Raw genomic sequence first — 21,736 nt, forward strand, 5'->3', positions numbered from 1 at the left:
CTAATGTGATTTAGTTAAAGCCTCTGAAATATGAGGCTTTTTTCAGAGGAGATTATACTAAAAATGAATGTAAAAGACTATTTAAAATATTCAGCAAAAATTGAAAAGGGCGATAAATTCTTTATCATCAATATAGATGGTAAAGGTTGGGAAGGTGCTTTAAGTCAGGGGCGAGATCTCGAAGAAGCACACATGATGGCAAAAGCAGTTATCTATGACTATATTGAAGGTCTCGTTGAGTTTAAAAAAAGGATTCCTGAGCCACAGGTGGTAAATGATGGGAGCCGTTATATCATTGATGTTGGTTATGACACCGCTTTAAAAATAATGCTCCGTAATACAATGTATGATTTAATGGTAAAACCAGCAGAATTAGCTAGACGTATTGGAGTAACTAGACAGCAGTTAAATAATATTCTTAGTTTCAGAAAATCCACCAACCTTAACTCTTTGGCGTTATGTTTTGATGCACTTGGAAAACCTTTAACTATAAGCATTTAGGCATATTGTTCTTCCCCCCAAAAAATTTAAAATTTGTGCAAAAAAATGAAAAAGCCCAGATCTATCTCTGGGCTTAGTTCGCTATAAAATCTCTATCCTAAATGTTTTTGTCCACCAATGACTATTAAAAGTGATCCATTTTCGTGGAAAAATTTTTAATTTTTGTTGTCACAATAAAAAAACAGCCTAGAACTGGAGTTAACTTATAACTGAATGTAAGAGATTTAAAAAATATTTATAAATTATTTATAAATATCTCGCCTGTGCCCCACTTCCATGGCAAAAATTACCAATTCGCCATCATCAATTTCACAGAATATTCTGTAATCACCTATTCTGTACCGCCACAGACCTTTTTTATTGCCGACAAGAGGTTTTCCTTTTAATCTAGGATTTTCACATCCAACTAAATTTTTCTTAATCCATGAACTCAGAATTTTTTGCGTATATCTGTCTAACTTTTTAAAGTGATTATCAAAACGGTCTGTAGTTCTTACTTCATAACTCATAGATCTAACTCTTTAAAAAGTTCTTCAACTGGTCTACTCTGTTTTCCACTCTTCTTGTATGTTTCGTAAGCCTCCTCAGCAACAATTACATCATAATCTTCTTCAATCTTTTCAAACAAAGCTCTTTTAAAAGCTTCAGCCAAAGAAATAGAATGAACACTAGCATAGCTTTCGGCTAATGCTCTTTCTTCATCTGTCAATCGTATTGAAAATGCCATGAGCACCCTCCTATCACATATCATACTCTTGTAGTACATTGTACTATTTTTTCAATATATTTCCAAGCACAACATAATTATTTTTTTACGGATAGCACAAATGATCCATTTTCGTGGAAAAATTTTTAATTTTTGTAACCACAATAAAAAACCCCAGTCAGCAAGACTGGGGACAAGGTTATCATATGAGCTAAACATCTTAGTCCAGTAAATAAGCACTGTCTTCCTTGCTTAGCTTTAGATAAGATTTTATCACTGAAAGCTCCCTTCTGGTAAAGGTATCTGTTTCTTTTTTTCTTTCAAATTCCTCAATTGTCATATTCAGCTCATCTGCAACCTGCTCTTCACACTTATCCTTCTTGTAAATCACGTAATCAAGTGCCTGCTGAAAACATGACGGCTTCTGTTCAAATCTCACTTTGTGCTCCACATCTCTCATATAATCCAACAACATTTCATAAAAAACTTTCTTGTTTTTGTCTATTTCCTCAATACCGCTTTTCAGGAACTCTTCATATAATTCGGTAAGTTGTCTCTTTTTCTCCAGCACTCGGTCTGCTAACTTAACTGAATCAGTAACGATAGCTTCAGGATTTCCATATTCTGCATTGCCAACATGTATTGAGATCATCCATGCCTTACCTCTCCAAGCATTAAGCCGATGCCCTTCAATTAAATGTAGCACTGGTCTCATCCGTGCAAAATAATTGTGCCAGTACTTGTCATAACTTTTCATGTATGTGTACTCCTAAAACGGAGCAGGACTAAGCCTGCTCCAAACTTTTACAAAATTATCTACCTCTTGATTTCTTCTTCTCTACCTTCTCCTCTTGCTTGGCTTCCTGCTTCTTTTGCAATACCTGTCTGAAAACTTCCTTAACCTTATCAAGTCCCTCTGACTTCTTCAGGTCATTAAAGTCTGAGCCTCGGTCATTATCCTTAAATTCAGGGATAACAACCTTTGCTCCCAGCTCCTTGGCCACGGCTTCTGCTGTAAGTCTGCCGACATTGCCGTTGACATTAAATCGGTCATTGTCTCCAGCAATGATAAGAGGCTTATCAGGATATTTCTCGGAAACAGCCTTAGCAACATCTAAAAGATTATGAGATGTCATGGCACAGACAACGCCAAAATGACCATTTGTGGCCTCTCTGATTGTTGCCCCTGTTGCGTAACCTTCGCAGATTACAATACCGCCCTTAGCCTCGGCTAAGTTATCAGCATTGATAACGTGCATTGAACCTTTGAGTTCACCGCCCTTTTCAAACATCTTGGTTCCTGTCGGTAAGATTGTTTGCATGGTCTTCACGTTACCTTCAATGTCAGACAGCGGAACTACGGTAGCACCTCGGTTAGTGGCGTACACGCCCTTAAATACAGGTATATCCTTATTCTGGATATATTCGGTTCTTTCGCTTTCCTTGTAAACTGCAAGACGCTCCTGAACATTCTTGGCAACTTCCGCATGTAACTGCTTGGTAGCCTCCTCCTGAGAAGAGAGTTTAGCAGCCATAGCTTCCGTGTTGACCTTTACCTTCTCAAGATCAATGCTCATGTCAATCTTGGTTGAAGGAGCTACAAGCTTCTGAGTGCCGTCACCAGTTCTCCAGTTCTGGAAGAGACACACAGGCACACCATCGGTATGGATCTTGTACCATCCGCTCTTCTGTCCAGCCTTATCTCCCTGAACAACTACTCTGGTACTTCTGCCATTTATTTCAGGGTACTTGTCAATGACAAGCCCTGCTTCTCTCATCTTTTCAACGAAGAAAGCTATCGGAGTATCAGTCCTTTCTGATTGAACCTTATTAAGTTCCAGATCCTGTTTAAGGTTTTCAAACGGCTTAAGATCCACGTTTTCAGGAACAAACCAGCATTTGGCGGTAGCGTCATACTTTGCTCCCAGCTCCTTAATCTGCTCATGCATCTCAAACGGAGCTTTAATCCACATTTTTTCATGCTGTAATGTAGGCTTCCAACGCTCAAAAGGTTCAAGATCCATTCCTTCAGGAACGTACCAGCTCTTAGTCTCACGGTCAAATTTAGCTCCCAGCTCCTTGGCAAGATCCTTTTCTTCAAAAGGAACGCTTAAAAGAGTCTTCTGCTTAGTCTCTGCATTTTCATTTTTCTGCACAGATTCTAAATTTTCCTGCTCAACTTCCACTGTCTTAAATCCTGCCTTCTCCATAGCCTCAATCCGTTCAGGTGTTGCCTCACTGATAAACCACTTCTTGCTGTTCTTATCCCATTTACAGCCCAGAGCCTTAGCCTCCTGACGCTGTTCATAAGGAACATCAAAGTAAGCACGTTCTTTCTTGTCAGGCATAGACATTTCATGACGGTCTGACAATACAGACTGTAATTCATCCCACAGCTTCTCCATACGAGCATTCTTTTCAGGATCTTCTGGTAAACCGTAATCATGAACACCAGCATCAATGATTTCAGATTTTTCAAAATTTGAAGCTAGGCCGTTAGCGTCAAATATCTTACGGATATTGAGCGGAGGCTCAACGCTGAGTGAGGAATACACTTCCATCAGTTCATCATGCAATGATGTGAGACTGTCCTGCTTATTCCAAGTCATGCCGAGCACTGGTTTATAGCCTTCATTTTCCTGATGTAATTCCTTAATCTTGTCATTAAGGAAACCAAGTTCGTGAGGAATCTGTTTGTCTATAATATCATCAATAAAATTCATATTTGATGATAGATCCTTAGCTTCTGACATTCTCTTTAAGAAATTGATGCCAAGATTACTCTTATGAATCACATGGAAATTTCTTTCCAGAACGCCTGCATTGTTATGAGTGATTTGAATACCGATATCTAGTCCACGGTATTCTGCCACCTTAACAATTCGGCCAGTCTGGTTCTTTTCAATGCTAATAGCCATCCTCGCAAGCTCCTCACCTGCAAGCTTTCTATCAGTGAATGCTTTTCCATTGATTGTGATAGGTGAACCTGCTGGATTAGCCTGAGCCAAAGACTGATAAGACTCAATCTGAGCCTTTTCATTTTCACGCACTTCAATGCTTCGCTCATTAGAGTTAATTCTGTTCTTCGCCTGAGCCTTTCTCTTTTCAAAGTTAGACTTTTCTTTAGCAAGGAACATAATTTCACCTTCTAACTTGGCCTTCTTGGTAATGTTTGGATCACCAGCACAGCAGGCCAGAGCCTCATTGATTGAAAGTGTCTGGTCATCAAGGTCTGTCATGCTGTTAGCCACAGAGTCATTAGCAGACATAAACTGTCTGATAAATTTCTGCTTCATGAGAAGCGTCTGATACTGATAGGCATCAAAAGTCTTATCGGTAACATAGTTATAAATGTTCACGCTGTCATGAACATTACCCTGTCTGATGATTCGACCGTTTCGCTGGGTGAGGTCCGAAGGTTTCCACTTCACGTCAACATGGTGAACGGCTAAAAGGTTCTTCTGAACGTTAACGCCAGTACCAAGTTTTTCCGTAGACCCCATGAGAATACGGATCTTACCCTCGTTTACCTTGGAAAACAGGGCATTACGATCCTTATCCTTCTTACCGCATGAGTAAACATCAGCAATCTGATCTTCAGGAACACCTCTCTCAACAAGTTTGTTCTTGAGTTCAGTGTACACATCAAATACCTTGCCTTTCCCTGGCACTCCCAAATCAGAGAAAATAAGCTGAGTATCGGTAGGAGCTGATGTATGGTAGATATGAGCCACCTTATCAGCCACCAGATTAAGCTTTGTACCAGCTTCATCAGGAAGAGACGGATCATAGAGTCTTGGATCTAACCCCACCTTGCGACCATCCGAAGTAACCTTAAGCATGTTATCAATCTTAGGATCGGTTGGCATATTGGTGATTCTGTCACTTAATTGTTTCATCAGTTCCTGCTGATTTGGGCTGATGTCAGCAGTTATGACTTCATAGTTAGCTTTAGGAAGCTTTAAGCCTAAATCTTCCGTCAGTGCTATGTCGGTGAACTCACGGAACATGGTCTTCAATTCCTTCAGATTGTTAAAGGATCTTAAACGCTCTTCCTGAACATATTCGGTCTGGGCAGGCTTAAGCTCGTATTCCTTATCAATCACCGCAAACGCACTGATAAAGTCATCAAGGCAGTTGATTTCCTTTTCCTTGAGTTTAGACGGAGCTATATAAGTCTGCATTGCATACACTTCTGATATTGAGTTGGTGAGTGGCGTACCTGTTGCAAATACCACACCTCTCTCATCGGTAATATCATTGATGTATTCGGTAGCCATCATCATATTCATAGCTTTATCTGACGGATCACCTGTAGCTGAACCGAGATTTCGAGCCTGAAGGGAAGTCCATAGCGGAGCGTTCTTGTACTGATGAGCTTCGTCAACATACAGACGGTCACAGCCTAATTCCTCAAACTCTAATTTCGTCTCTTTGGCACGCTTCTGATTATCATCGTTAATCTTGTTAAGCATATCCCTGTACTTTTTAATCCTCAATTCAATATTCTTGATTGTAGGACTCTTTCCACGGACGCCACGGTCATCACTAGCCTCTACCTGTTTGGTTAAGGCTTCTGATAATTCCTCGATTTGACGATCAATAAAGCTTGTCTGCCGTTCTTTTGAAACTCTAATGTTATTATCAAAAGTTGACTGAGGCATTACCACGATATCAAAATCGTTATGAGCCAGTTTTGCGATAAAATCAGGTCTGTTATCAGCTTTCAATTCCTCCATTGTTGGCACTAAAGCCTTGCAATCAGGATAAAGCTTGTAAATGTCCTGCCCCCACTGACCGAGAACAGCATTAGGCACAAGGATCATTGTCTTCTGAGCAAGGCCAAGTCTCTTGGCTTCCATCGCTGAAGCAATGAGTTCAAAGGTCTTACCAGCACCGACTTCATGAGCAATAAGTGTACTACCGCCATAGAGAGTATGAGCTACAGCTGCTTTCTGATGTGGTTTCAGCTTTATTGTCGGATTCATACCGTCAAAAGAGAGATGAGAACCGTCATATTCACGAGGTACAACGCTGTTGAATTTACGATTGTAAACCGCTTCAATATCTTCTCTTACAGCTTGCTGTTCAGGAAGATCCAGCCATTCTCTGTAACGTTCAGACAAAGACTTCTGTATCTGCGTAAGTTCAATGTTGGCTTCATTGGCCTGCATTATCGTTATCGCATTATCTGAATCTGCGTTCTTTGAGCCCTTAACCTGAATGAATTTACTGTTAAGGGTAGCTTCAAGTATCTCTCCAAAATACTTGGTAGCTTTACCGTTCTTGTACTCGAACTGACGTTCGTCACCGATAGCATCATCTTTTCGGCCAGAACGTAAACGTACATTGAAAGCGGAAGCATCCTTGTCATAATTGATTGTGTAACGCTGAATTCCACCAGTAATTGAGTTCACAAAGTTCTGAACGTGTTCGACAGGAACCCAGTGACTTCCCAGAGAAACACCGATTTCAGTATAGTCACGCTTTGCTGGTTGCACACCTATGAGAGCATTAACATTGTTCTCGAATCGGGTATCGCCAGAATTAACGGCATACTGAGCTTCCTCAAGCTTCTTCACTACATCACCAGAAAGGTATTCTTCCTTGGTCTGATAGATTTCCTCATCGACATTTGGAAGCAGGAATATTTCGCCTTCGAGATTCTTTACAATTTCATTCTTGTCCTTGTTTCCTAGAATCTCGCTCATGTAGTCAAGGTCAACACGGCCTTTTGAGTTCATAGACACGGCCAGAGCGTCACTCTCTGTTTCAGCCTTGGCACGAACACCTACATTACCAAGAACTCTTTCATAGCAGATCTTTGATAATCCAGTGAAATTATACTTTTCATCAAACTGCTCAATGAATCGGACGGAATAATAGTCCTTATCTTTTCCGACAAGATCTCTTATCTTAGGATTTTCATTTGAGATTTCATCTTCCTGATCCTCTTTATCCTTCCTGCCTTTCTTCTTCTCGACAAAGACACCGTTCAAGCGACCATGTTTCTCAGCAAAATTCTCATAAAGGCTTCTTAATGTAGCCTGCTCATCGGACAGTTTTTCAATGCCGTCTCCGCTAATCTGAATTTTCTTAACCAGATTGAGCTGATCTTTCATCTTAATCCAGTCAACAGCAATTTCCTTACTATCTTTATCCAGCTTGATTTTTCTAAATCTGTTCGGATCTTTTCGATAGAGAACATCACCATTACCGTCAACGCCCATTGAACCTACACCAATATGATCATTTGTGCTGTTGACGAACACAACATCTTCTTTTGACTCGGTTTCATCAGTCTTAAAGAATTCAGCCTTTTGTTCTGGAGCAATATCCTGATAAATAGAATCCTGAATCTGATCTTCAACCTCTTCTTTGAGCATTTCCTGCCAAGAGTTTTCATTCTCTTCACGAGGAATCTTTACTGCAAAGACATTCTTGCCAAATCTGTCAGTTTCTTTTACCAAATTTCCGCAAACGCCACGAAGCGAACCGTCAGCAAGAAAAACAGCATTGATATGAGCTTGATTATTCTTATCACGTGTTATTCGGGTATTATCTTCAATCCATTTCATATCACCGTCTTTCGTACGATAGCGATATCCGATGCTCGTTGATTCATTAGCCCAGCGATCAGACTTTTCATCTAAGACTTCAAGTCTGTTGTTACGCTTCTGAAGGAATAAAATATCAGAAGACACTGATGTACCAGCATTTCTGCTGAACACACCTTCAGGAAGACGGAACGCACCTAAGAGATCGGCATCTTTTGCCAACTCATTTCTAAAATCTACAGCCTTTTCACTATCTAAAGTGCCTGTAGATGTTACGAGGGCAACAATACCACCTTCACGCACCTGCTCTACAGCTTTACCAACAAAGTAGTTATGAATGAGATTTCCGTCATATCTGCTTTCAGGATCGCTGATGTTCAGTGACGCAAACGGCACATTACCGACTACAACATCAAAATAGCCCTTATGATCAAAGTTCTCGAAACGGTCATGCTCGATATGTGCATCAGGGTACAGCTTCTGGGCAATCTTGGCAGATACGGAGTCAAGTTCAACACCGTGAAGCTCACTGTTAGACATTGATTCAGGGAGCATACCAAAGAAATTACCTACACCACAGCTCGGTTCAAGGATGCGACCACCCTTAAACCCTGCCTTTTCAAGTCCTCGGTAAATTGACTGTATCACTTCTGGAGGAGTGTAAAACGCTGTTACAGTGCTTGCTCTGGCATCGTTGTACTCACGATTCGTGAGTAAAGTCTTCAATTCCTTACGAGCATCCTCATATTCGTGTCTGCTAGGATTGAATACGTTACTGAGTCCTCCCCAGCCCACGTATTTTGCCAGCTTTTCCTGTTCTTCAAGAGTAGCATTACGGTTTTCCTTTTCCAAAAGCTTTAAGGTGCGTAATGCTTCCATGTTGTTGGATAGACGTGTCTTATCACCGCCAGCCCCGATATCTAAATCAGTAATGTGATAGCGAGTGGCAGGAACGGCAGGCACGCTATTTTCAGAAGATACTGTATTGGTTTCAGCTTTGTTTCCTAAAACGTCTGAAATATCAATAACAGTATCATTAGAAACGGCTTCTTCAGGTTCAATCACATGATTGCTGAGTTCGCCAAAGTCTAAATCATATTCGCCCTGACCATCTCTCTCACTACGTTTTCTGCGTGAGCCTGAGCTGATTCCTGATTCAGACCTTCCTTGAGATTCTGTTCGACCAAAATCTTCTCCTGAAGCTCCGCTTCTCGCTGATAACGAATTATCCAGTCCTTCAGACTGTCCTCTTCCTCCAGCTCTTTCAGATAGCTCGGATTGGTTGACTGTAGATTGCGGATCTGACTCACTACGTACACTGGATTCCATTTCAGCTCGTTCGCTGTCTCCGTTTTCGCCTGAGCTACCAGCTCTCTGGTCTCTGCTTCCCAGTTCTTCGAAAACCTGTCCAGAAATTCCCTGATCGTCCCCGAGTACCACTGTTTCGCTATCTCCCATTCCTCGTTGTACACCTGATTGAAGTACACCCTCGACCATCTCGTTCCGTGCCTCGTTCTCCTGAAGATCTCCTCCAGATCGTACTGCTCCTGCGGATACCTCCACCTGAACAGGCCTCCCCAGACTGGAGGATACTCGTTCTCCAGAAGATAATTCACGCTCTCCCAGTCTGTTTTCCCCTTGAGCCAAGCTTCCAGTGCTTCGATCAGATTCTCCATCTCGGTCTGAGTGTTGTCGTAATCGTCCTGAGGATCTTCCGTCTGCTTCATTTTCAATTCCATTTGCAGATTCTTCAGACGTTTCTGATCCTGTTCCTCTGGTGACAGACTCAATTCCTCCTTGATCTCGTTCTGAAGATCCTGAATCTCCCACTCTATCTCTTCCCTCTTGTCCTCGATCAGCTTGTCTCTCCACTCCTTGATGCTCTGGAGATACTTCTCCACTAATTCCACTGGTTCGAGATACCAAAGGTTCTGCACTGAATGAATCAGATAATTCTCCAGTCTGTTCTCCTTCATGGCTCTGGTAAGTGCTGGCATCAGCTCCTTCTCCCAGATCTGAGCCTCGTCCTCGTAATCCTGACTGTTCTCTTCCTGAGCTAATGCCCCCTGATACAGTCTGTGCATCATCTGAAAGTACGCCAGATCTTCCACTACGTCCGTCATCAGTTCCAAGAGTTCCTGCTCTTCCTTCGGTTCTGTTGTCAATACCTTCGCTAATTTCTGAAGATTGGCTGCTTCCAGCATTTGTTCCCAATCCTTCATCCGCTGTTCTGGAGCTAGAGTCTCGACTTTCTCCGCCCATTCCTGCTGAAATCTCATGATCTAAATTCTCCTTAGATTCCTCGTATATACTTGTATCTCTATTATCAGTATAATTTTTATTTGCATCGTTTTCAAGAGTAGTCTGTGCTGTTTCCTGATTTTCGTGACCAAGCTCTACAACATTCTTAATGGACATCATGAAGCCATTAACTCTGTTTTCAACTTCCTTTGTCAGGTCTTCGAGCTGTTCTTCAGGTAAATCAAAGTAGTCTAAAAGTTCTTCACTGAAATTGTTGATTAACCTGTGAAGTCTCTTTTCTGAAACGTCTTCTGAAACAGAAGCCGAACTGATGACTTTACCGTCACAGACAAGTTCAAGATTCCAGTCAGTCTCCTCACCTCTCCACCACTGAATTTTCCAGTTGAGCTCATTGCTCTGCTCCTGCTCTTGAGACTGATTCAGCCTGAATTCTTCAAATTGTTCATTCAATTTGCCAAGAATCGGCAGGCACTGATTCTTATAATCTCGTAAACTTTCCCACTCGCCATACTTGTGCTCTTCGCACCAGTCACACCAGCTTTCGATATGCTTAACAATGCCACCATCAAGATCACCACAGTCATATCTGAATCTTCCATACGAAAGATCTTCAATCTCTCCTGTGTCTGATTTGTTTAAGAACAGTAATGAAAGTTTTGTCTTTTCATAGCCTCTGTTTTCCTTAGCGTAAGCCTCATCCTCTTCGGTGATTACTCGGTCAGCTTCTGCAAACGGCAGGAATCCTCCAGCTCTGTCTGTTTCATCAAAAGCCTGTCCTACATTGTTGCTTTCAGACCAGTGCATGAATACCAAAGGAGGCATCTGTCCTTTTTCCAGAACAAAATTCAGAACATCATTATTTTTACTGATGTAGTTAATTACATCAGCTCGACACCATTCCTCATCCTGATGTTCCCACTTTGCAAAGCTTTCTGACGCACTTTCATCATTTTCTTTAGGCAACACATCATTGATTTTTTTGAAGGTTTCAAAATCAATGTTCTGATAGAACCCAAGTTTCTGATAACCTTCCTGAAAATGACGTTCTAAGAGTTCATCAGGACTTGCAACCACGTCTGGATTCTGACTGATTAACTCGGCCAGAGCATCACTTATTTCAGTGCTGTTCTGCTCTGCTTCATCATTTTCATTTTTCTGCACAAATTCTGCATTTTCATTTTGCACAGGTTCTAAATTAGCTGAAAGCTGTTCATTGAATCTAACGTCATTACGAGCTTCATTAAGAAGCTGGTCAAAATCGGCCATTCCGTATGAATGAGTAATATTGGTTATAATCTGATTAACGCCCTCATTCATGCGTTCGATTGCAAGTTTATGCGGATCAAAACCGCCAGAACTAACCTTGCTTACTGCTGAATGAGTATCTTCCAGAGTCATGTTCCAAGCACGGCTCATACCTTCAATAGCGTGCTTTTTGGTTGAAATAGCAACTTTAGCAGCCAAAACGCTAATATTGTCATTTTCCTTCCACTCAACATCACTTAAAACCTTACCAAGACTTCCGTCCTGAATAAGTTCATGGCCAAAAGAGGTGTTTCTGACTTCCTTATAAGCGATGTATCTTGCTATGGTAGTTTTTTCATCGTTGTTGAGGTGCTTGGCCTGATTTCTGTCGATAAGCTTTTGATAAGACTGCTTAAAGAGATAGTCTTCAACCTCTGCATATCTGTCATTATTGCCGTAAAGGTCATTATGAAATTCAGCATTTTGATGCGGATTTTCCATTAGTACCAGTGTTTCACTTTCCTTGAAAGCCTTGGTAAATTCAAGATTTGCATAGGCTTGGTCATTATTCCTAACGGCATTAAGGTAGGCTGTATTATTTTCAACAAAATCAATGACCTTTTGAAACTGTTCATCGTACTTCTGGATAAAATCAGTGATTGAAAATTCAGTCTGTTCAGCTTCATTTTTCTGTACAGATTCTGAATTTTCTGAAACTTCTGCAACCTGCTCTGCTTCTTCGGTAACAGTGTTTTCAACTTTCGGATTGATTAACGCCAAGAAAGCATCATCATGATATGCTTCATCAAGCATTCTGATGTGGTTTTCATCATCTTCAAAGGAATTTTTCAGACTGTTTTTCAATGAAAAAATAGCTGAATCCATCTGCACGAATACAGAATGCCCATCACGAATGTAAGCATTAACATCTCTGTCCCATTGTTCATAGATGTCAGCTTCTGTTGAATTTTTGCTGTACTTTGCGATTGAAGCGACAATCTGCTTCTTTACATTGTCTGCAACATCATGAACAAAGTGAGAGGAATCAATGTAATCGTCTGTATCATGGATTTCGGAAATGATAGATGCCAGATCGTCATCATACCAAGCTCTGAGCTGAGGTTCGCTCTTGATTGCACTGTAAGTTATGTAGCGTGCAAGATTAGAAGTCATGTTTAGTGCCGGTACTTCAGGTGGAGCATTGGCTTCAGCTTCAAGGTCTCTCCTGATTTCTTCCGCTCTATCTTCATCCCTTTCATATTCAGTCTTAGTTACCAGAGATACGCTAACATCACTTACTCGGTGCTCTTCACTGAGGTACTTATTGAACTTGGCAAAGGTATCTTCAGGAGTGATATAGAAAGCGTATTGTCTTGTATCATATCTAGCTCCCAAGCTGATAACGTCCTTAACATCATCCTTATCTACGTTAAGGTACACACGGCCTGAATTATCAAGCTTCATATTGTTCTTTTTCATGTTCATGAGAACATTACGAGATACAAAGTCACATGCTCTGCGAGCTTCACTCCACGCAAGTGTAAGCTCTTTCTTGAGTGAAGCACTGTCTAACTGCATGTTTTCAGCCCAGCCCTTAATGTAGGCTGACGCATTAGACTTATCGAATGATACACCTGTTCTAAGGCACATCATGTACGCACCAAGCTCTGCTACCAGCTCTTCTCTTGCGTACAGAGGTGAATTCTTATTTCCTGATGTATTGCGTGCCAAACGTGAGTTACTGCCTGTCCAGTGCATAAGCTCATGGAAAGCTGTCCAGTAATAGTCATCGGCTGATCTGAAATTACTCTGGTAAGGCAGGCAGATATTATCAGAAACAGTATTGTACTGTGAGTTCTTGAATCCGTACTTAATGTTTGCACCGCTGGCATTTAAAATAAAGTCAGCTCTCGCAACATTAAACCACTGCTTCTCCTTGATTTCAGGATTCCAAGGCTTAATGCTATTCTCAAAACCTCTCTGAGGTTGTGCCTGCGACACATTAAAAACTACAATATCTTTATCATAGTTATCTCTTCCGACAACAACACCACGAGCATCATCAGTGATATCCCAGCCTAAGCTCATAAGTTCAGCTCTGGTCATCCAGCGAGGATCAGTGAAATCATACTGTCTCTGAAGACGTGCAAAGCCCTCAAGATTTGTCTTAAACACCTGACCTGTCACACCACTGCGTGGCAAAGAATTTACATTCTCGTCACGTTCAAAAGTTTCACGCCAAATAGTGTGATTTTCATGAATAGATTCGACAAGATCGTCAACAATCCATTCGTCCATCTGATTAAATTCTGCCATTTTTTCTCTCCTCGGCAATAATCAATGAATAACGTTCTCTAAAAGAATTTAAGCGTTTGTGACGATTGGCATAACGAGCCTCTTCCTCAGCAAAACGCTCATCACAATAATGCGGATCATGTGCGAGCCAACGCTCGATTCTCCGCTGTCTTGCAATATCCTCTAAATCTAAATATCTGCCATAGTAATTAAGCACCTCCCCTACTGTTTTAACGTAATGCTTATAGAAATCGGAATTAAGCATTTCCTGATTTCCGTCCTTTTGAAATTCTTCGATATTGGCCATAAGAACATATGCCACGTCCCCACTATTGCCTAAATGCCAAGATGCGTCCATTTCTAGCGTATCTTCTTCAGGTGGTAGGATCTTGTCATAATCAGGATCAATTGACCTGCATAAAGCCAATGATTCATCAGCCTTCTTTTGTGCTTCATCCTCGGCCTTCTGCCATTCAGCCTCTAACTGTTTTTCAGCCTCGCTGGGAATAAGACTTTCAAAACTTTGGGCAATATAAGAATCAACGATTCTGGCAATCTCTCTTTCCTCGTCTTCATCACCTGCAAATAACTCTTTCATGTTATCCCCTAATGGAACTTTCTTAAAGATGTTATCAGGATCTCCTTCCTTCCATGATTTGAAAACGGAATAAGCCCAATCGTACTCCTGCTTCTGTTTTCTCTGCTGGTACTTGCGAGTTTCCGCTAATCTTCTTTCTTCAATCGTCATAGTCATAGCTTTTAGCCTTAATCCTTCTTCTCAGTTTTATCGCATGTAAATCTTGTTTCGTAATTTTTGAAAAATGCTGGTTTGCCATCCTTGTCTCCTGCAAAGAATGTACAGTTACATGTATTCTTCCCAGTACAGAACCACCATGGCGTGCCGTCCTTCTTACTCTTGAGTCTTATCAGACTGTTTCCGCAAATCGGGCACTTATGCTCTTCCGATGGTTTTGCACTCTCAAAAACAAATTTAAGCTGCTTATTTTCGGTATCGACCGCCAGCATGGCTTCAAACTTCTTACCTTCCTTGTTCACCATCTTGTAAACTGGTGATTTCCCTGCAAAAATCTTCTTTAAGTCCTCCTGATTCAATGCGACGCCAGCAATTGTAATTCTGCATTTCCAGCAGTTTGAATCCTCACAACAATAGTAGTATTTGTTTACGCTTACTGGTTTTCCGCAAATCGGGCACTTGAGTTCTGTCTCTACATTCTTGGTCTTATACGGCTGAACATTGCTCTTACACTTGGAAATTTCTACAGAACAGAAGTCTTTAATCTTCTCGATAAAGTCTTCCTGACTTAATTCCCCTTTTTCAATCGCTAAAAAGTCTCTTTCGTTAAGAGCTGTGCGAACTGGAGAAGTTAAGTCTTTGGTTATCTTCTCTAAGCATGCAAAAGCAGGCTCTGTACATCTTATGTACTTATCCTTCGTATAAAGGAGGTGATAATTCTTAAGTTCTCTGATGATGTTCGCTCTGGTAGCTGATGTGCCTATACCATCACCATCTTTAAGTGTGGCCTTGATTTCAGGATCATCAACATACTTGTGAATGTTTTCCATGGCCTTAATAAGCGTACCTTCGGTATAAGGCTTCGGAGGCTTGGTCTTTAAAGCTTCTGCAACTACATCTTCGGCAAGCAGGCTTTCATTTTCCTGTATCTCAGGTAATTTCTGACTGTTATCTTCTTCATCATCGCCTGTGTTATAAACGCTCTTCCAGCCCTGGGCGATAATTTCCTTACACTTCGCCACGAACTTATGGCCGTTATAATTAGCTGTAAGCACTGATTCCATATACTTATGTTCTTGGTAGAACTGAGCGATATAACTTCTTACAATCAGCTTGAAAATGTTTGTCTGAACTTCGGTAAGTGATTCAATTGAAAACTCTTCCGATGTTGGCACAATTGCATGGTGAGCTGTGGTCTTTTCGTCATTCCAGATTCGAGACTTCAATGAGCTGTCGGCCTTTTTTACGAGCTCCGCTAAATCATCACTACAATTGGCAATATTCTTAAGGACGGTTTCAGCTTCGCTATACTGAGCTGTAGGCAGGTATTTACAGTCTGTTCTCGGGTAGGTGGTAAGCTTCAATTCATAAAGTTGCTGGCAAATTGCTAAAGTTGTATCCGCTGTGTAACCATACATCTTGTTTGCTAACTGCTGAATGTCGGAAAGAGACAAGCCAAGAGGAACTGGAACGCTCTTCATCTTGTCTTCGATCTCATAGTCTGAGGTAGACGTGTTCTTTACTTCGTTTACTATTCTGTCGGCAAGTGCCCTGCTAACTACCCTGCCTTCATCATCTACACCGTCAAGACTTTCATCAACCTGATACTTAGCTTCAAAACTTCCAGCCTGAACTTTAATCTTTGCTTTTATTGAAAAATAGTCCTTCGGTACAAAGTTCTTAATTTCCAAGTCTCTGGTAGCTACGAGCTGGAGTGTCGGAGTCTTTACTCTACCGATAACTGTGAGATTATGCCACTGTAATGTATAGGCTCTTGTTAAGTTGATTCCAAGAAGCCAGTCACTCTCAGCACGAACCTTAGCAATTTCACCAAGAACGTGATATTCGGAATTGTCTTTTAAGTTTTCGAGTGCGGTCTTAACAGTCTTACTATCTACAGCATTTGCCCAATAACGTAAGACTTTTCCCTGAAAGTTATTATGTTCAATGACTTCATCGACAAGACGCTGGCCTTCGTTATCTGGATCACCTGCGTGCACAATCTCTTCAGCCTTACTGATAAGATCACTCACCCTGTTAAACTGCTTCTTGGTATCATCTTTGATGATGTATTTCCATTCGGCAGGATAAATAGGAATATCCTCCATTCTCCAGAAGATTTTGCCATCCTCGGTATCAGGTGTTCTGTTGAGATACACTTCCGCATCTGCAAGCTGTAAAAGATGACCAAGACACCATGTAACAACTGTATCGTTATGGCAGATAATCTGCCCTTTTTCCTTGCTGTTTTCAATTCCCAGTGATTCAGCAATGGCTCTTGCGACACTAGGCTTTTCTGCAATTATTAATCTCTTCATGTTCTATCCCCTATTCCTATACTCTTGCACTGTATTTTTCTCTGATTTCAGGCACACTCATTAAAAAATGCCAAACTTCTCTTGTTGCTCTGCAATCTTCCAGACTGTCATGAGCTCTGAAAGAAAAATCTGGATTGACTTCGGCAACGGCATCTACCAACTTAAACCATTTCATGGCCTGATGTTTCTCGCTCCATTCCTGCATAAAATCAGTGAAAGCCTGCATACAGCAACGTACAGCTTTTGACTCGGTGAGTGTCTCTCCAAGAAACACTGTGTCAAAACCTGCGTTATAAATAACAACTTCACGGTTCTTAAACACATCTCTAAGATGTGCCTTCACGCTTTCAAAAGTCGGAGCATGTTCCACCATTTCGGCAGAAATGCCGTTCACTTTCTCAGCCTCAGTCCACTCAACTGTGTGCTGTGGCTTTATGAGTGAATGAAAAAGACAAATTCCTTCATCGTCAATTACTGAAACGCTCAGAATTTCATCAGTATCATGATTAAGTCCTGTGGTTTCCGTATCTACAAAAACATATTCCGACTTCATAACGTTTCTCCTGCTAAGTCCTAGCCCCATGTCCAGAAAGGAATAACCTTTGCTTTGATATCCTTGGTATCGACAAAGCCAAAATATCGAGAGTCAAAGGAGAGATCCATTGGATTAACCAGCACAACCTTACCTTCTGGGACAATTCCGTCATACTTCCAGATCTTCATGTCCTGACCGTTGCCGTCTTTATCCTGCCCTCTTGAATGAGCTAAAAGAACACCATTAACTACAATGCCGTTTTCGTCAGCATGAACATGATCTCCTGCTTTAGCACCAACAACCTTAAGAAGAGGTGTTACCCAACAGGTTTCACCTTTCTCGGCAGGCTGTAAGTATCTGCGAGTAAAGGCTTCACTTAAATAAACATCGAATTCTGGACAGAATGTAACAATTTCTTCATTGGTAACACTGACAGGATTTCTCTCAACAATTGAGTAGTATCCTTTCGGCATAGACTCAGTAAAGTTACTTACAAACTTACCTGAAGAGTTAAAGTAGTAACTTACGCCACATACAGCTACAGCGAGTCCTACGCAAACACCGATTCCTACACGGAACTTCTTTAATCTTTCTTTTAAGTCAATTTCATTCATGATTTGATTCTCCTGCCTTTTGAACTTAAATCTAAATCCACCTGCAAGCTTCTTTGCAAGTTGCTGTTTTCTACTTAAATGAGTAGTCATAAACTTTCACCTTTACACATAATCTTCCGCATTAAACCGAGTCTGAACATTGTCTTCCTGCTTCTTATCAGTCCTATCGGTAATCTTCTTGTAACGAATCTTCGGTTCTTGAATTTGATTGTTTTCAGCTCGCATTTCATTAGTAATATGCACCGTATATTCTTCAGGAGCATTCATTTTTGACCGTTTCAGGAAAACAGGATCTTTGAAGTACAAAGGCTGTTTTCCGTAGATTGCAGGGAAGCCAGCAACAAATACCAGCATATCCCCTGCTTCGGTAATATCGCCTTTATCGTTCTTTTTCGGGCCCGATAAACGTAAACATTCATCAGGAGTGAGTAACGGTCTCTGTGTTTCCTGAATGGTTCTTGATGTACTGCTGTTAAAGATACTGTTTCCGCTCTTCGTCACTGATTCCTTCAAAATTGTTGCTGTACCAGTGAGCTTTGATAAGTATTCTGCTGTTTCTGGACGGTTAGGAGGATAAGCGTTCTGGATATGACAGTTAGATGTGATGCTTTCTTCATGGCCATAACCAGACTGTTCAGACTTAAGCTGTGATAAGTCTTGACATATTAAGTAGCACTTGATGCCATACCCTGCCACGAATGCCAGTGATTCCTGCATGATGTCGAGTTTTCCGAGAGACGGAAACTCATCCAACATCATCAGCAAACGATGTTTGTTTGCACAAACAGCCCGACCGCCAACAAATTTCAAGCCTTCCGTGCCTGCTAAAACACGCACGGTCATGTTTACAAACATTCTTACAAGAGGCTTTAAACGTGTTTTGTCGGCAGGCTGTGTAACGATGTAAACTGACATCGGATCTTTACAGTTCATGATGTCACGAACATGAAAATCACTGTCTGATGTGTTTTCAGATACGATGTTGTCTCGGAATAACGCCAGATTAGACTTTACTGTAGAAAGTACAGAGCCAGCTTCTTCATCAGGACGGTCAAGCTGATCCTTAGCGGCCGCTGATATTACAGGATGAGGCTTCCAGTCCGTTTTATCTTCTTTTTCACCCAAGTGCGGATAGTTAATCATCTCTGACCAGAGTTCTTTAATGTCACGATTAGGATCACTAAGAAGATTATCTATCTGGAGCATTGAAGCTGGTGTCCCTTCATGCTTACGCAAGTAAAGCACATGAAGGATTAAACCAACATAGAGTGCAAAAGCAGTCTTTTTCCAGTGTGCGTCCTGTCCCTCTAAGCCTTTTCCTTCAGGATCAACAATCATGTTGGCAAGGTTCTGTGCATCACCGATTTCATTCTCAGTACCGAGTCTGATTTCATCGAGCGGATTCCAATGTGCGGATTGCTTTGAAGCTGGCTCAAACTTGATACAGTTATTCTTGAGTCCGCTTGAACGGTAGCCTGCGGTTAATGCCCAAAGTTCACCTTTTAAGTCTGTGATAACGGCTGACTCATACCATGATAACAGTGTAGGAATAACGAGACCAACGCCCTTACCTGAACGTGTTGGAGCATATGTGAGGACGTGTTCGGGCCCGCTGTGCTTCAAATATACAACCTTCCCTTTCTTCTCCTCATAAGCACCTACATAGACGTATGGAGGCTCTTTTTCGCCATTTTTCTTATGCTTGTGTAATAAGCCTGCCTGATATACTTCCTTTGTAGTTGCCCAGCGAGCTGAACCATGTAGATTTTCCACGCCCTTGAGCTTCTGAGTTGAAGCAATACCTCCAACCAAACCAAGCATGAAGCAAATCATAAAGGCGATTTTGCCGTTTTCAAAAGCTCCATTAAAAAGCTCTGGCTGTTTCTGAAAGTAGCGTCTATGCCAGTCAACAATCGCCCACGGATAATAAACGTGCATTTCCTGAGAAATGGCATTGCCGAGAGCAGGATTGTAGCCAACATCTCTTGCAAAGGTCTGTGTGGCAACAGTTAAAGTTAGGCCAATACCCATGGCAATTCCTGTCAAAGCAAGGATCTTTTTCTTTTTAGGATTCTCTGGTTTCGGTAACGGTAACTTAGGCTTCACTGTTCATTTCCTTCTGTAATTCTTCTAATTCTGACGGATCAAAAAATTCACTCATATCTCCCAGCAGTTCATCTGCGTCTATTTCATCACCTACATCTGTATCTGATGTTTGGGAAGGTTCTTCTGAAGTTTTTGATTTCAGTTCTTTTACTACGGTCTGCATTTCATCAACTATTGCAATTGAGTCTTCAGGATTCCCATCGCAAATATTAACGATGATGTTTTCTTCTGGATTTATCAGACTGTTTCTGTACGTTATTCTGTGCTGTATCATGCAGTAACACGTCAGCTCTTGTGGCTGATTTGTCATCTGCTGATGGCATTGCCACATGGCCTCTGCACAAGTCCGACAACATACGTGTTCTTGTTCTAATCGCTTCTGATAAATTCTTAGCGATGGAGGCAAATTTCTTAGCACGTAACTTATCGAGGTACGCTCTGACTTTTTCTCTGAGTGTTTTTCTATCATTGTTTTCATCCCTGGCATTTTCTTCTACACTGACAATTCTCTTGCCGTTAATCTTATAAATACAATCTTCGGTGCTGATAACCTTCGTGCCATTTTTTGTCACGCTCTCAACACGGCCATCACTGGCAATATCTTTGATGTTATCTTCTGTTACATCCAGACCATAACGCTGCAAATTTTTATTTGATAATTGCTGGAGTACAGTTACAGACATCTCATCTCCTGTCATAGCCTTTGCAGTAACGTAATCTTTGAATGACTGATTCTGGAGCTTCTTAATCTGCTTCTTTTTCTTTTCAAGTCTTCTTCTCTCCATGGCTCGGTTAAGCTGATCAAGAAGATAAATTAAATCCTTAACGCCCTGACTCTCATGCTGAATTAACGGATAAAGTGAAGACATGGAAGAACCTGACTGAACGTTCTGCTTCTTGTCGAGTTCTCCAGCAAGGTCAATCCTTGGCTGTCTGGTAAGTCTTAAATGAACGTCCTTCATGTATTCCTGATAAAGCTTGTTGGCCTCTGGAGTATCAACTTTTGGTCTCTGGTTATAGACTTTCTGCTTTTCAGACTTGATTTCTCCGTCAGGAGCTTGGAATTTACCCAGTCTCTTTTCGAGATTGGCTTTACTGAATGAACGATCTACGGTACTGGCCTTAACGGAATACTGTTCTTTGCCGAGGCTCTGAAAAATAAGGCCGTTACCGTGCAACTTGATTGCAATGCCTTCTTCGGCAAGCTTCTGGTGAAGCTCCTGCCAAGACTTGGCATTCTTGATGATATCTTTACGTTCTTTGACGTATGAACAGAACGTCTCAATGCCTGACCTGCTTTCGATATCATCAACTTTACTCTGGGCACTGGTCTTCTGAGACGTGTGATTAGTACGCTGGAAGTTAAACTGTTCCTCTAAATTCTCTGCCAGCTTCTGTAAATCATAGAAATTGTGCCACTTATCGCCACTTTTCTTAAAAGTCTTTGGATTAATCATGTTAATGACGATGTGCATGTGATAGCTGTCAGTGTCATTATGACAGACGGAAATACGCTGATGATTCTCCAGACCGTAACTCTTTGCTATTCTTTCTTCAATTATCTTGAGCTGGTCTTGTGTCGGCTTCTCGTTTGGAGCAAAGCTCACAACTAAGTGCTTACAGTTCACTTTTGCCCGATGGTTCATGCGGATGACATTCTTCATTTCGTAATAAGCGAGGTCTGGATCGTCATTATGAAGATTAGTGCATCTGATGTTATCAATTCTGTCTGACTTACCCTGATCATTACACACGTAACGAATCAGACCGCCAAGCGATGACTTGCGTTCTGTTCCGTATTTATTTCCAGTTCTATCTCGTGTGATATCTTTAATTATCATTT

At 41.3% G+C, this 21,736-nt stretch carries 12 protein-coding genes; 1 reads left to right on the forward strand and 11 read right to left on the reverse strand.

Annotated elements, in window-relative coordinates:
* The first annotated feature begins 63 nt into the window (after positions 1-63).
* A complete protein-coding gene (locus T489_RS14235; protein WP_157608103.1) occupies positions 64-501 on the forward strand; it encodes a type II toxin-antitoxin system HicB family antitoxin in 438 nt (145 codons plus the stop codon).
* A gap of 242 nt (positions 502-743) precedes the next feature.
* On the opposite strand, the gene T489_RS0106665 is transcribed toward T489_RS14235, so the two are convergent.
* The 11 genes from T489_RS0106665 to traI all read right to left on the reverse strand — a co-directional run bounded on the left by T489_RS0106665 (position 744) and on the right by traI (position 21,734).
* Positions 744-1,010: a type II toxin-antitoxin system RelE family toxin gene (locus T489_RS0106665; RefSeq protein ID WP_031579284.1), complete on the reverse strand. Its 267-nt coding sequence runs from the start codon at positions 1,008-1,010 to the stop codon at positions 744-746.
* Positions 1,007-1,228, reverse strand: a complete 222-nt coding sequence (gene relB / locus T489_RS0106670) for a type II toxin-antitoxin system RelB family antitoxin (RefSeq protein ID WP_031579286.1) — start codon at positions 1,226-1,228, stop codon at positions 1,007-1,009. The genes T489_RS0106665 and relB overlap by 4 nt, the downstream gene beginning before the upstream one ends.
* 199 nt (positions 1,229-1,427) lie before the next feature.
* Entirely contained in the window at positions 1,428-1,964 is a 537-nt protein-coding gene (locus T489_RS0106675) for a hypothetical protein (RefSeq protein ID WP_157608106.1), read from the reverse strand.
* Positions 1,965-2,019: 55 nt separating this feature from the next.
* Positions 2,020-13,587 (reverse strand): DUF5710 domain-containing protein, encoded by an 11,568-nt coding sequence (locus tag T489_RS0106680; RefSeq protein ID WP_031579288.1) that lies wholly within the window; start codon positions 13,585-13,587, stop codon positions 2,020-2,022.
* The gene (locus T489_RS0106685; RefSeq protein WP_031579289.1) at positions 13,574-14,320 is read right to left on the reverse strand and encodes a hypothetical protein; all 747 of its coding nucleotides are present in this window, start codon (positions 14,318-14,320) and stop codon (positions 13,574-13,576) included. The genes T489_RS0106680 and T489_RS0106685 overlap by 14 nt, the downstream gene beginning before the upstream one ends.
* Before the next feature lie 11 nt (positions 14,321-14,331).
* Positions 14,332-16,638, reverse strand: a complete 2,307-nt coding sequence (locus tag T489_RS0106690; protein ID WP_051621860.1) for a type IA DNA topoisomerase — start codon at positions 16,636-16,638, stop codon at positions 14,332-14,334.
* A 16-nt stretch (positions 16,639-16,654) separates the two neighbouring features.
* Complete coding sequence (locus T489_RS14240; RefSeq protein ID WP_051621861.1) at positions 16,655-17,191, reverse strand: 3'-5' exonuclease; 537 nt, start codon at positions 17,189-17,191, stop codon at positions 16,655-16,657.
* 20 nt (positions 17,192-17,211) lie between these two features.
* Entirely contained in the window at positions 17,212-17,877 is a 666-nt protein-coding gene (locus tag T489_RS14245) for a S26 family signal peptidase (protein WP_084155439.1), read from the reverse strand.
* Positions 17,878-17,889: 12 nt separating this feature from the next.
* Positions 17,890-19,893 (reverse strand): type IV secretory system conjugative DNA transfer family protein, encoded by a 2,004-nt coding sequence (locus tag T489_RS0106705; protein WP_084155440.1) that lies wholly within the window; start codon positions 19,891-19,893, stop codon positions 17,890-17,892.
* A complete protein-coding gene (locus tag T489_RS0106710; protein WP_031579295.1) occupies positions 19,883-20,167 on the reverse strand; it encodes a hypothetical protein in 285 nt (94 codons plus the stop codon). Before T489_RS0106710 ends, T489_RS0106705 begins: the two co-directional genes overlap by 11 nt.
* Positions 20,103-21,734 (reverse strand): TraI/MobA(P) family conjugative relaxase, encoded by a 1,632-nt coding sequence (traI, locus tag T489_RS0106715; RefSeq protein WP_031579297.1) that lies wholly within the window; start codon positions 21,732-21,734, stop codon positions 20,103-20,105. The genes T489_RS0106710 and traI overlap by 65 nt, the downstream gene beginning before the upstream one ends.
* Between the last annotated feature and the right edge of the window lie 2 nt (positions 21,735-21,736).

The organism is Ruminobacter sp. RM87, from assembly GCF_000701925.1.
Classification (GTDB): domain Bacteria; phylum Pseudomonadota; class Gammaproteobacteria; order Enterobacterales; family Succinivibrionaceae; genus Ruminobacter; species Ruminobacter amylophilus.

Excerpts from the sequence above, each read along its gene's own strand:
- T489_RS0106665 (WP_031579284.1), bottom strand. The coding sequence starts at position 1,010 with ATGAGTTATGAAGTAAGAACTACAGACCGTTTTGATAATCACTTTAAA.
- T489_RS14235 (WP_157608103.1), top strand. The coding sequence starts at position 64 with ATGAATGTAAAAGACTATTTAAAATATTCAGCAAAAATTGAAAAGGGC.
- T489_RS0106675 (WP_157608106.1), bottom strand. The coding sequence starts at position 1,964 with ATGAAAAGTTATGACAAGTACTGGCACAATTATTTTGCACGGATGAGA.
- T489_RS0106680 (WP_031579288.1), bottom strand. The coding sequence starts at position 13,587 with ATGGCAGAATTTAATCAGATGGACGAATGGATTGTTGACGATCTTGTC.
- T489_RS14240 (WP_051621861.1), bottom strand. The coding sequence starts at position 17,191 with ATGAAGTCGGAATATGTTTTTGTAGATACGGAAACCACAGGACTTAAT.
- relB (WP_031579286.1), bottom strand. The coding sequence starts at position 1,228 with ATGGCATTTTCAATACGATTGACAGATGAAGAAAGAGCATTAGCCGAA.
- traI (WP_031579297.1), bottom strand. The coding sequence starts at position 21,734 with ATGATAATTAAAGATATCACACGAGATAGAACTGGAAATAAATACGGA.
- T489_RS14245 (WP_084155439.1), bottom strand. The coding sequence starts at position 17,877 with ATGACTACTCATTTAAGTAGAAAACAGCAACTTGCAAAGAAGCTTGCA.
- T489_RS0106710 (WP_031579295.1), bottom strand. The coding sequence starts at position 20,167 with ATGATACAGCACAGAATAACGTACAGAAACAGTCTGATAAATCCAGAA.
- T489_RS0106690 (WP_051621860.1), bottom strand. The coding sequence starts at position 16,638 with ATGAAGAGATTAATAATTGCAGAAAAGCCTAGTGTCGCAAGAGCCATT.
- T489_RS0106685 (WP_031579289.1), bottom strand. The coding sequence starts at position 14,320 with ATGACTATGACGATTGAAGAAAGAAGATTAGCGGAAACTCGCAAGTAC.